At 56.6% G+C, this 12,379-nt stretch carries 11 protein-coding genes and 1 pseudogene; 3 read left to right on the top strand and 9 right to left on the bottom strand.

The window, feature by feature from the left end:
- Window positions 1-635, bottom strand: a 635-nt coding sequence (locus GOX88_RS22930; protein ID WP_170407673.1) for a GntR family transcriptional regulator, incomplete at its 3' end; no start/stop codon positions are given.
- Window positions 636-862: 227 nt separating this feature from the next.
- On the opposite strand from GOX88_RS22930, the gene GOX88_RS22935 reads away from it, so the two are divergent.
- Genes GOX88_RS22935 through proX form a run of 3 tightly spaced genes read left to right on the top strand, consistent with a single transcriptional unit; the run spans window position 863 to window position 3,865 of the window.
- Window positions 863-1,867, top strand: coding sequence for a quaternary amine ABC transporter ATP-binding protein (locus tag GOX88_RS22935; RefSeq protein WP_254443414.1), 1,005 nt, complete (start codon window positions 863-865; stop codon window positions 1,865-1,867).
- A gap of 11 nt (window positions 1,868-1,878) precedes the next feature.
- Entirely contained in the window at window positions 1,879-2,850 is a 972-nt protein-coding gene (locus GOX88_RS22940) for an ABC transporter permease (RefSeq protein ID WP_170407680.1), read from the top strand.
- Window positions 2,851-2,872: 22 nt separating this feature from the next.
- A complete protein-coding gene (gene proX / locus GOX88_RS22945) occupies window positions 2,873-3,865 on the top strand; it encodes a glycine betaine/L-proline ABC transporter substrate-binding protein ProX (protein WP_170407684.1) in 993 nt (330 codons plus the stop codon).
- 172 nt (window positions 3,866-4,037) lie between these two features.
- Here the strand turns inward: proX and GOX88_RS22950 are convergent, their stop codons facing one another.
- From GOX88_RS22950 to GOX88_RS22990, 8 genes and pseudogenes are all read right to left on the bottom strand, one after another.
- A complete protein-coding gene (locus GOX88_RS22950) occupies window positions 4,038-5,924 on the bottom strand; it encodes a DEAD/DEAH box helicase (RefSeq protein ID WP_170407688.1) in 1,887 nt (628 codons plus the stop codon).
- A gap of 752 nt (window positions 5,925-6,676) precedes the next feature.
- Entirely contained in the window at window positions 6,677-7,300 is a 624-nt protein-coding gene (locus GOX88_RS22955; RefSeq protein ID WP_170407691.1) for a class I SAM-dependent methyltransferase, read from the bottom strand.
- Between the two features lie 9 nt (window positions 7,301-7,309).
- Window positions 7,310-8,056 carry a CDP-diacylglycerol--serine O-phosphatidyltransferase gene (gene pssA, locus GOX88_RS22960; protein WP_170407693.1) on the bottom strand — a complete coding sequence of 249 codons (747 nt, stop codon included), beginning with the start codon at window positions 8,054-8,056 and terminating at the stop codon, window positions 7,310-7,312.
- Between the two features lie 12 nt (window positions 8,057-8,068).
- Window positions 8,069-8,743: a phosphatidylserine decarboxylase gene (locus GOX88_RS22965; protein WP_170407704.1), complete on the bottom strand. Its 675-nt coding sequence runs from the start codon at window positions 8,741-8,743 to the stop codon at window positions 8,069-8,071.
- A 302-nt stretch (window positions 8,744-9,045) separates the two neighbouring features.
- Window positions 9,046-9,342, bottom strand: a pseudogene (locus tag GOX88_RS22975) (transposase); the annotation flags it as partial.
- Window positions 9,343-9,778: 436 nt separating this feature from the next.
- The gene (locus GOX88_RS22980) at window positions 9,779-10,144 is read right to left on the bottom strand and encodes a cupin domain-containing protein (protein ID WP_170407696.1); all 366 of its coding nucleotides are present in this window, start codon (window positions 10,142-10,144) and stop codon (window positions 9,779-9,781) included.
- Window positions 10,141-11,178, bottom strand: a complete 1,038-nt coding sequence (gene pta, locus GOX88_RS22985; protein WP_170407699.1) for a phosphate acetyltransferase — start codon at window positions 11,176-11,178, stop codon at window positions 10,141-10,143. The genes GOX88_RS22980 and pta overlap by 4 nt, the downstream gene beginning before the upstream one ends.
- A gap of 11 nt (window positions 11,179-11,189) precedes the next feature.
- Complete coding sequence (locus GOX88_RS22990; protein ID WP_170407702.1) at window positions 11,190-12,233, bottom strand: YeiH family protein; 1,044 nt, start codon at window positions 12,231-12,233, stop codon at window positions 11,190-11,192.
- Between the last annotated feature and the right edge of the window lie 146 nt (window positions 12,234-12,379).

The following is a 12,379-nucleotide window of genomic DNA, read 5'->3' on the forward strand; positions in this document are numbered from 1 at the left end:
TCGCGCGACAGATTCCAATGATCAATCGCCAACTCCCCCGCAATTGACTCAGCCCCCGCCTCGATGGCCGCGATGATGGCATCATGCTGGGCGCTGGCCTCGGACAGGTTCTCAGTCATGACCGGGTCCTGCGGTCGGTAGAAGGTCATGCCGATCCGGGCATGATCGATCAGCAGCCGTTTGAAAGACGGCAGTAGATAGATGTTATCGGCCATATCGCCGGTAATCTCGTGAAAGCGGTTGTTGGCCATGGCCCGGTCGGCACCGGACCCGTCGCGCAGCGCCGATTTGAAATCCTCCTGCGCCTGCTTGAGTTGCTCGATCTGCGCAGGCCGGGCATTTTTTGCCGCCAGTTGCAGAATTGCGCCATAGATCATCGGAGCCGCAAGAAAGAAATCGCGCAGCGTCGTATAGGACATCCCGGACACCCGCGCGCCACGGTTCTCGCGCAGCTCAAGATATCCTTCGCCCGCCAATTGCCGAAAAACTTCGCGCAATGGCGTCCGCGAAAGCGCAAACTCTTCCGATAGCGTCGCCTCGTCTAGGTCCGTTCCAGGCTGAAGCGCAAGCGTCAAAACAGACACTTTCAAATGGTCATAAAGCTGCTGCTTTCTGCGTCGCGACGCGTCTTTCATGTTCGACCTCCCAAAAGAATACACGCGCCTGTGCAGTAACGGAATCGCCGCTGTGCTTCCACTGGTTCGACACAATAGAAGAAAATTCAAATTGTGTACAAGAAAAAAATATGCAGTATGCAGTGCGAGTTTTAGGTTGGGAGGAAGTGGTGAGAAATTCACATGGTGACGCCGTCATCGATTGCCGGAATCTATGGAAGATTTTTGGCAAACGTTCCGCAGAGGCCATGAAAGCCGTTCAGGAACAGGGGCTTGGTAAGCTTGAGGTGCGGGATCGCTTTGACTGTGTTGTCGGCGTTCAGGACGCCACTTTCACAGTCGGGCGGGGTGAGATTTTCTGCATAATGGGGCTGTCAGGCTCGGGTAAATCGACCCTGATTCGTCATGTGAACCGCCTGATCGAGCCGACTTCGGGTCAGCTGTTCATCGAAGGTCAGGACGTCAATAAGCTGAATGCGCGCGACCTGCGTGAGGTTCGGGCCGAGAAAATCGGCATGGTTTTCCAGAACATGGCGCTGATGCCGCATCGTACGGTGTTGGATAATGTGTCCTTCAGTCAAGAGGTTCGGGGGCACGATGCAAAAGAGCGTCATGAAAACGCCATGCGCGCCATCGATGCGGTCGATCTGAACGGCTGGGACCAAAAGTATCCCGATGAACTGTCAGGCGGTATGCAACAACGCGTGGGCCTCGCCCGTGCCATTGCTGCCGACCCGTCGATCCTGTTGATGGACGAACCCTTCTCTGCCCTTGACCCGCTGATCCGGCGTCAGTTGCAGGACAAGTTCATGTCGCTGTCGGCCGAGATGAAAAAAACTACGCTTTTCATCACGCACGACCTGGATGAGGCGATCCGCATTGGCGACCGCATCGCCATCATGAAAGACGGTGCCCTGGTCCAGGTCGGTACGCCCGAAGACATCGTGACCAACCCGGTCGACGACTATGTGGCCGATTTTGTCGCTGGCATTTCCAAGCTGGAACTGATCTCGGCTGGCAAGATCATGGAGCCGGTGGCCGCGTTTGAGCAGCGCCAGGGCCCGGTCGATCACGACCAATGGCCCGAAGCGCATCCGGATCACTCGCTGGATGATCTGGTCAATCTTTCCATCGCGACACAGCACCCCGTTGTGGTGAAGGCGGATGGAAAGCCGATTGGCATCGTTACCAAGAACGCACTGCTGCGCGGCATCCAGGGTGATGTCGAAGACCCCGCAACAATGAAACACTGAGAGAGGGTACCATGGCAGACTCTGAATTCAGCATCCTCGATCCCTTCTCGTCGGTTGATCTGGGAATCGCCGAAAGTGCGGATGGCGTCAAAGGTTGGGCTATCGCCAACAGGGCGATCATCCAACCCATCAAGAACTTCTTCAACGAAATGATCGTCGGCATCGATACGGCTTTGAACGCAGTGCCGCCTCTGATCATGCTGATCATCATTATCCTGATTGCCTGGCAGGCCGCGGGACGGCGCACTGCCATTCTGGTCGGCATCCTCATGACCGCACTTGGGTTCCTTTCACCAAATGCCTGGGGGCTGGCGATGACCACGCTTGCCATTGTGGTTTCTGCGGTGATCCTGTCGTTCTTCATTGGCCTGCCACTTGGCATTCTGGCCGGTAAGAACGACCGGTTCGAGGCCGCAATCCGCCCGATCCTGGATACCATGCAGACCATTCCGGCCTTCGTCTATCTTGTGCCGGTGGTCATGTTGATCGGTATCGGCAACGTGTCGGGTGTGGTCGTTACGATCATCTTTGCGCTGCCGCCGTTGATCCGCCTGACGTCGCTGGGCATTCGGGGCGTCAACCCGTCGGTGGTCGAGGCCGCCCGGGCTTTTGGCGCCAATCCGCGTCAGGTCCTGTTCAAGGTCGAGCTGCCCCTTGCCACTCCCACCATTCTGGCCGGTGTGAACCAGACGATCATGCTGTCGCTGTCGATGGTCGTGATTGCCTCGATGATTTCAGTCAAAGGGCTCGGCAACGAGGTGCTGCGGGCCATGGGGCGACTGGACGCCGGTAAGGCGCTGGTTGGCGGCCTTGGTATCGTGATCCTTGCTATCGTGCTGGACCGCATCACTCAGGGTATGGGCCAATCCGGGCGCGAGCGCGGACACCGCCATTGGTACGAAGGCGGCCCGGTCGGCCTTGTGCTGCGTCTGATCAAAAAGCCTCAGCCCGATCAAACACCCGAACCACAGAAAACGAACTGATCTATTGGGAGGACCTTTCACAATGTTCGTCAAATCAACTCTGGCCGCGTTTGCTGCCACAACCATCCTTGCCACTGCGGCAATTGCTGCCGGTGACAAGCCCGGCGAGGGCGTCACCGTTCGCCCGGTTATTCAGCCGATTGCGGAAGAGATTTTCCAGCACCGTATCCTGTTCAAGGCGCTGAATGATCTGGGTTACGACGTTGCCGAGCCCGAAGAAGTGCAGGCACAGACCCTGCACCTGGCTCTGGGCACGGGCGACGCGGATTTCACCGCTGTACACTGGAACGGCCTGCATGACACATTCTTTCAGGAATCGGGTGGTGACGACGTTCTTGAGAAGGTTGGAACCCTGATTGACGGCGCTCTGCAGGGCTATCTGGTCAACAAAGCCGCTTATGATGCAGGTGTTCAGAACCTGGCTGATCTGCAAGACCCGGAAAAGGCTGCTTTGTTCGATGCCGATGGTGATGGCAAAGCTGATCTGGCTGGCTGCGTTCCCGGATGGGGCTGCGAGCGTGTGATCGAGCACCAACTGGATGAGTTCGGACTGCGTGACACCGTCAACCACAACCAGGGTGAATATAACGCGATCATCGCGGACACCATCGCGCGCAGCGAAGGTGGCGAGAACGTCCTGTACTACACCTGGACCCCTTACTGGGTGTCGGGCGTTCTGGTTCCGGGTGAAAATGTGGAATTCCTGGCCGTGCCGTATTCGTCGCTGCCAGATGGCGCAACCGCCGAGACCACATTCGAAGGCAAAGACCTCGGCTTTGCGGTTGACAGCATCCGTGTCGTGGCCACCGATGAGTTTCTGGCCGCAAACCTGGCCGCTGAGAAACTGTTCGAACTTGCCAAGATCGACATCAACGATATCTCGGCACAAAACAAAAAGATCGCGGATGGCGAAGACAGCTCGGAAGATATCGACCGTCACGTCGACGAGTGGATCGCAGCTAATCAGGCCGCATATGACAGCTGGCTGGAAGCCGCACGCGCCGCAGCGCAATAACACTAAGGCAACAATTCTGGCTTTCAGACTGCGCGGGCCAACCCGCGCAGTCTTTTTGTGAGGGTAGGGCTGAGGCGCCCAGGCGCAGCTTTGCGTTCTTGGCCTAGAGACCGCATCGGAAAAGCCGCGATGCTACGCAGGTAAAACCTGTCAAGATACGCGAGCGCCTCGCTTATTTCGGGCGCCTTGGCACAGCATTGCCACCCTTAGCGGCGGCCGCACGAGCACGATTTTTCTTGCTGCTTGGCTTACCTTTGGGTGGCGGCGGGCCTTTCGGGCGGCTGCTCGGTTTTTTGCCAGGGCCGCTGAGGCTGTCGCGTTTGGGCTTGGATTCAGCTTTCACCTTGTCAGAAGGCTTGGGTTCCGTCTTCTTTCGCGCCTTCGCAGGCTTCGGTTCGGTAAGGCGAGACGGCTTTTGCCAGGTTTTCTCCGGACCTCTTTTGCCTTTTGCGCCCCTTTTGGGGCCTGCCTTGGCAGAGCTTGAAAAATCGGGTGCCGTATCCAGCTGCACGATGTCTTTTGTGCCCTCGATCTTCATCTCGGGCCCGATCGCGTTCAAAAAGCCAGAAACGCTGCTTTCGCGAATTTCGATATAGGTCACATCGTCCGCGATACGGATCGCGCCGACATCGGATTTGGTGATATTCCCCGCCTTACAAATCATGGGGAGAAGATAACGCGGAGACGCATTGTCATTGCGCCCTTCCGACAGAGAGAACCAGACGCTCGGGCCAAAGGGCACGTTCGGCTTTGGACTGGCGTCCTTGACGTCGCTCAACTCTTCTGGAGCGGAATGCTGCTGCTGGTATTGGCGGACATAGGCCGTTGCCAGTTGTTCTGGCGAGAACCTTGCCACCAGTTCATCTACGGATGGGCGTTCGGTCTCAGTTATTTCCGTCAGCCAATCGTCTGACCCGAACATCCGCTGCAAGTCCTGCGCGTTGATCTCGTCGGCGGAAGGGGCAGCACCCCATTCGGCCGTCAGTTTGGCGAATTTCAGCAGACGCTGCGCCTTTTTGAACGACGCCGGGGGAACGATCAGGGCACTGACCCCTTTGCGCCCTGCGCGCCCGGTTCGGCCCGAGCGGTGCAGAAGGGTTTCATGACTATTTGGAAGCTCGGCATGGACCACCAGATCCAGGTTTGGCAGGTCAATGCCGCGGGCAGCGACGTCGGTTGCCACACAGACGCGGGCACGCCCGTCTCGCATGGCTTGCAGGGCGTTGGACCGCTCGCTTTGCGTCAGCTCACCGGACAGTGCCACGACAGAGAATCCGCGGTTCGACAGTCGGGCCGTCAGCCGGCTGACCATGGCGCGCGTGTTGCAAAACACGATGGCGTTTGGCGCCTCATAAAACCGCAACACGTTGATGATCGCGTTTTCACCATCACGAGGGGCCACGCTCATCGCGCGGTATTCGATATCCGCGTGCTGCGTCCGTTCACTGACAGTGCTGACACGCTCGGCATCCCGTTGGTACTGGGTGGCAAGGCTGACAATGGCGCGGGGGACCGTGGCTGAGAACAGCAGCGTTTGGCGGTCCGTCGGCGTTTGCTCGAGAATGAACTCCAGATCCTCGCGGAACCCGAGGTCGAGCATTTCATCGGCCTCGTCCAGAACCACGGCGCGCACAGCCGTCAGATCGATCGAGCCGCGCATGATATGATCGCGCAACCGCCCCGGCGTCGCGACAACGATATGTGCCCCTCGGGACAGCGCCCGGCGTTCATCCCGCATGTCCATGCCACCAACGCACGAGGCAATGAAAGCCCTTGCATCGGCGTAAAGCCATCCCAGCTCTCGTTTGACTTGCATTGCAAGCTCTCGCGTCGGCGCGATGACTAGTGCTAAAGGCGCATCTGCGGTATGGAAAACCTGCGCGTCTCCCAAAGTGGTTGGCGCGATGGCCAGGCCAAACCCGATGGTTTTCCCCGATCCGGTCTGCGCAGAAACCAACAGGTCCCGCCCCTGCAAATCCGGCGCGGTCACGGCCTCTTGGACAGGGGTCAGTGTGTCATATCCTTTGCGCTTTAGCGCAGCTTCGAGTGTTTGTTTCATGGTTTGGCTCTCTTGGGTGATGCTGTCACCCTCAGAGCGTCCAACATACGGATCAAAATCGAAGCGCAGTCCTTACCGAGTGAAGAAGCGGATGTATAGGGTGAAAAAGGGGGGCCGACTGAGCTTGCAACTTATCGCACACGGCAATGCGATGCGGTACGTATCAAGTAGATCTGGAGCGCTGTGGTCCCACAAAAAGCCTCACTCAGTGCAGGATGCCGCATTCGCCATACTATAGGTCCTCGACATAGCGCTCGAGTAGCTTGGGAAAACGGACCAACTTGTGTTTCCGTGCGTTCCGGTTAGCCACGATCACCTTTTAGCCGGCATTCGTGAAAAAATCTGCCGCTTGATTTCACGATGAATGTTGGATTTGGGTTGCTGCAAGACGGGTATCATGTGCGCTTCACTTTGCAGCGGGGCATGGTAGTGAGCAGTTGCACTGTTGCGTTCTTTTCGAAACGTAGAAGTGAATACACGCATCTTATTGCGATCTACCAGTGCCCGCCTTTCAAATTGCGCCGGAAAGCGCGGCAACCGAGGGCGCCGCCATTTCGAATACTCGAACGGTAAACAGTCAAGTTGAGGCAATCCTCGATTTCCTAGGAAGGCAGCCTATCGCCAATGACATTTCACTGGCCTCTTAGCAGGCATGGTTCTGAAGGTGCAGATGCCTTAAAAAACAATCCAGGTCCGGGATGTGCTGTGCGGTCACGCTGTGCGCGAGTTGCGTATGATCCTTAGATCCTCTTCTATGAGATTTTTGACTTCCCCAATACCAAAAAAGTCATAATTCCCAGCGGCGGCAGGGGTCTTTGTTCTTCGACTGTGAGCGATTCCTCTTGCAACAACGTTTCGATTTCGAAATCGGAATGCCAGCCGATTGTGTTTGCCAGCGGGGCAAAAGTACGTTCCAGAGAGGCAAGCAGCCCCCGCTCTCGTAGGAAATGGTTCGTAATCACCACTTTGCCACCCGGTTTGCAGACCCTCGCTATTTCTGTCATCACCCTTTCCGGTTCCGGAACGACCGACAGAACGTGCATCGCCGCAACCGTATCAAAATGGTTGTCTGGAAAATCAAGCGCGCGGGCATCCATTTGCCTCAACTCGGTGACATGGCTGAGCGACAATGCTTTGACCTTGTCGCGGGCCTTTTGCAGCATCTCCTCGCTGAAATCGATCCCGGTCACTTGCGTCTCGGCCCCGTAATGCTCCAGTGACAGCCCGGTGCCTACGCCAACCTCAAGAATCTTTCCGCCGCGCCTGTTAATATACTCAACTGCGTGCTGTCGCCCGGCATTGGTAACGGCCCCGAATGTCTTGTCATAGACGGGCGCCCAGCGAGCGTAGGAGGTTTGAACGGCTTTGATGTCCATATCGAGTCCTTACCGGTTAGAAGGAATTTTTCTGTCGAGCCATGCCCACAAGACTATCCCCACATATGTGACACAGAGTGCGATCAGCGTGACCCAGGCAAAGGTCAGAAGAGCGGCGCCCGCAACGGCGACGCCAATAAGGAAGTACTTTACGTTCTCACGCGAGATCTTTGTGGTCTTGAACGACCAGGTCGGTATGCGGCTGATAAGCAAAAGACCGATGATCACCATGTAGAGGCAGATCAATATACTGGGCAGCAATGGAACATCCGCGAAAGCGAAGGACAGATACATTGGCAACATGACCAGCAAGGCACCTGCAGGGGCCGGGACCCCCTCGAAATAGGCGTTGTCCTGATCACAGGTCTCGGATTTGCTACCCGCGTTGAACCGGGCAAGGCGCATGACGCAGCACACCGCAAATAACAGAACCGCGAGCCACGCAGTACTGCGTATATCCTGCAAGGCCCAGAAATAGAGAACAAGCGGCGGAGCCACTCCGAAGTTCAGGAAGTCAGCAAGTGAGTCTAGCTCGGCCCCCAGCTTGCTGTCACTGTTCAGTAGGCGGGCAATGCGCCCATCCAACCCATCCAGAACACAGGCGGCAATTATAAGTTGCACCGCAAGCACGTAGTTGCCCTGAACACCAAATCTGATTGCCGACAGACCCGCGCATATGGCCGTTATGGTCAGCGCATTGGGCAACAAATGGATCAGCGCAAACCCGGTCTCTTCCTGTTTGGGAGGTTTTTCCACTGATCCAGCTACCTACTTTTCTTCAGGCGAGGGCAAGCTGGCAATGATGGTTTCACCCGCAATCATTGTTTGCCCGACACGCACCTTTGGGTTCACGCCATCAGGAAGATAGACATCCAGTCGCGACCCGAAGCGGATCAATCCAAATCTCTCTCCGGTTTGCAGCGCGGCACCGGGTTTTACAAAACAGACGATCCGTCTGGCCACAAGGCCGGCAATCTGGACAACAGCCAGGTCCTGACCGTTTGCCATGCGAATACGCAGGCTGTTGCGCTCGTTATCGGCACTGGCCTTGTCCAGGGATGCGTTGAAGAACTTGCCGGGGCGGTATGCAACAGCGGTAATCTCACCTTCAATTGGTGTGCGGTTCACATGGCAATTGAAGACACTCATGAACACACTGACACGGGTGAGAGGCGCGTCGGGCATCCCAAGCTCGTTCGGCGGTACCGCCGCTTCGATCAACGAAACCACCCCGTCCGCAGGGCTGACGATCAACCCTTCTCCTGTGGGGGGCACACGTTCAGGGTCGCGAAAGAAATAGTAGCACCAGATCGTGAGACCGACCCCAATCCAGCCCAAAATGTCGGACAGTAGAAAGAGACCAACCGTTATGGCGGCAAAGATCGCGACAAACCGAATACCTTCGGGATGCATCGGTTTGATGAACGTATCGCGCATGCGCATCGTTAGCTTTCCCCCGGGGACAATATACAGCACGTTCATAGGTGGATTGGTGCGGAACGCAAGCGGGACTGGTGCGGACAGCCATTAATCGAAAGCCTGGTGTTACACTATGACGCTTGCTACTGACGCCCTATTTGAGGTGCCGTTTTCGAGGGCTGGTGCTGAGCGGCCCTATCTGACGGGTCCACCGTGATTGTTAGTTCATGATCGGCCTGTGTTCCATTGGGATGATGGTTTCCGGTGCCGGAGGACGATAGCCCGGTGCACTGTGTGGTCGTTTGGTGGTGTAGTGTTTCCTCCATTCTTCGATGATGATCTGCGCTTCTCTGAGTGGGTGGAAGGTTTCCCTTCGAGGCTTCCGTCAGGATAAGTTTGTCGAGCGTCAGCTCTGATACCGCACGCCTCAGCCGCTCATTTTCCTTCTGAAGCCGTTTTGGTTCCTTCAAATGGTCTACACCCATTCCGCCATATTGCCTGCGCCAGCGGTAATGGGTTTGGTCCACAATGCCGACCTGTCCGATCGCATCCAGACGCGGCATGCCTTGGCCCATCAGAACTTCAACCTGTCGCAACTTCGAGACAATTTCTTCCGGCTTCATCTGCGCAAGGCTTGATCTTGTTTGCCATCCCTGGTCCTCCGTTTCCCAATCTCAACGGTGGACACATTCAAATGGGGAGGCTCACCAGCTCGAACATGTTGTCCAAAAATTTTGACCTGATGGTCTGTACTTTGGTTGGGCGTTTCTTCGAATGAGTTCTCGTTGCGAGCATCGGCGAGTATTTCACAACCCATCTGTTGAGAAGCGCTTGGTCAACGCGAACACCGCGTTCGGCCATGATCTCTTCCAAATTACGATAGGACACAGTGTACCGCAGATAATAGCAAACAGCGTACAAAACCGCATCCCTTGGGATATGGCGGCCGTTCAAAGAGATCATGCTGAAACCTGTTAGAGAACTAAACGCTGAGAACAAACGCCGGAATCTGCATGATCGTCAATTCAGACCCTAAAGTCTGCGCCAAAACATATTGCCCTACTCGGACAAATCCCGAATGACAAAGTGCTTAGTTGTTGTCTCAATAACTTCCCAGTAGCCCTGAAAACCGTTTGGAATCATGAAGCTGTCCCCGGTGCGAAAATCCTGCCGTGTTCCGTCATTGTGAATCAACGCGCAATGCCCCTCAACGATATAGCAATATTCATCCTTGTCCGTGAACGCGTGCCATTTCCCAGGAGTTGATGTCCAAGTGCCCGCCGAGAGTGCACCATCGGGGCTGGAAAAATGCATCCCGATCTTGTGGTAGGGATCACCCTCTACCACGCGGTCAGGCAGATCACGAAGGCGTCGCTCGCTGCGCGTTGCGGGTTCGTCAAACAGGTTGATGACATGTACGTTCATCGCGAAACCTCCAGATTCGGTTGTGTCTTTGTTTCGTTTGCCTCGGCCTGGGCTGCGGTTACGGCGATCATGTGCAGAATATCCTCGGCTGAGCACCCGCGGGACAGATCATTGGCGGGCTTGTCCAGCCCCTGCATGATCGGGCCGACGGCTACCGCTCCTCCGACCCGCTGGGCGATCTTGTAGGCGATGTTGCCGGCTTCGAGGTTGGGAAAGACAAAGATGTTTGCGTCACCGCCCAGGGGTGAGTCCTTGGCCTTTTTCGCCGCAACCTCGGGCACGAAGGCTGCGTCGAACTGCAATTCGCCGTCAATGAGAAGATCAGGTGCCGCGTCTCTGGCCAATTGTGTGGCCTCAACGACCTTCGACACGGCTGCATTGCTGGCGCTGCCACGGGTCGAGAAGGACAACATCGCAACTCGAGGAGTGTCCTGCGTCAGCGCCCGGAAGCTGTTGGCCGACGCCAGCGCGATCTGAGCCATTTCTTCCGCCGACGGATCGACGACCAGACCGCTATCCGCAAAGACATGCGCGCCTTTTTTGATGTGATGGCTTTCGCAGAACAGCATCAGAAAAAAGCTGGAAACAAGCTTTTGACCACGCTTTGGGCCAATGACCTGAATGGCAGTCCGCACGATCTCAGCCGTGGTAGCCACCGCACCGCCAAGGGTTCCGTCCGCAAGCCCTTTCTTCACCATCAGCGCGGCGAAAACATGCGGTTTGCGCGTTTCAAGCATGGCCTGTTCCCGCGTGACGCCCTTGTGCTTGCGCAGTTCTAAATACAACGCCGTCAGTTCATCGAAATGTGCTGACGAGGCGGGATCTTCAATTTCGATTCCGTCACCCGGTTGGGCGTTCAGTGATGCAAGCTGGCGCAAAATAAGCCCCTCGTCCCCCACCAGCACAATTTGGGCAACGCCCTTTTCCCTGGCTTCAAGCGCGGCTACGACCGCGCGAGGGTCAGACCCTTCCGACAGGGCAATCTTCTTTTGCGATTGCGCAGCATTCCTGAGCAGTTCTTCCAACGGCTTCATGGCAGGTCCTTTCAAAAATGCACAAGGTAGACGCCCGCCAGAACCAGCACGGCGATAAAGACGGTCTCGGCAACAATCAGTGCGATGGCTTGTCCGCCGACATCCAGAATGCGCTTGAGCGAAGTTTTCATCCCGACCGCTGCGATCGACACCAGCAGCGCCCAGCGGCTGAGACTGGCCATAGCCGAAGAGATTAACTCAGGGATGAACCCCAGTGAGTTCAGGGTCGCGAAGATCAGGAAACCCACGACAAACATCGGCAAAATCGGTGGTCGCTTGCCCTCTTCTTCGCTGAATTCCGCGTAACGGCGGACGAGCGTCGAAATTACCAGAACGACCGGGGCCAGCATGGCAACGCGGATCAACTTCACCATCGTCGCGACTTCACCGGCCTCGTCCGAAACCGAAAAACCCGCGCCGACGACCTGGGCGACGTCGTGAATGGTGCCGCCCAGAAATACCCCCGAAATCTGATCGTCGAAATCAAAGGTCTCGGTCAGGATCGGATAGGCGATCATCGCAACCGTGGACAAGACAGTCACCGACAGGACGGTGAAGATCAGATTACGCTCGGAATGCTCGTTTTTGGGCAGAATGGCGGACAGCGCCATCGCGGCGGAGGCACCGCAAATCGCAACCGAACCGCCGGTCAGAACACCGAACCGCCAACCACGTCCAAGCAAGCGCGCGCCGAGCAACCCAAACAGGATCGTCAGAATGACGCCCGTGATGACAACTGCAATCAATTGCGGCCCCAGGCCAACCATCAGTTCGACAGAGATACGTGCACCCAAAAGCGCGACGCCAAAACGCAGGACAGTACGCGCCGTGAAATCGATCCCGGCCTTGCAGCTTCCGGTGTCTTCCTCGGCCAGAAAATGAAACGCAATGCCAAGCAAAAGCGCCATCAGCATCGCCGGCGCACCGTAGTGTTCCGACAGAAACTGCGCCGCAACAGCCACAACCACGGAAATCAGAAATCCGTGGCCGTTCTTGCGAACGAAATCTTGCGCCCACGACAGGGGCGTCCGGGATGCATCTAACGCCTGCATCATGTTTCCTTTGTGTAATTATTGCGCCATCCTGGCCGGAAAGCTCAATGGAACCCGGGCCCGATTAGGCCCGGGTTTGACGTCTGCTTAAGCGACCCCTGCCTGAGGTGTCATGTCGTCGGCGCTGATGCCGGCGACTGCGACGGGCT

Origin of the sequence: Ruegeria arenilitoris (genome assembly GCF_013030985.1) — a bacterium.
Taxonomy (GTDB): domain Bacteria; phylum Pseudomonadota; class Alphaproteobacteria; order Rhodobacterales; family Rhodobacteraceae; genus Ruegeria; species Ruegeria arenilitoris_B.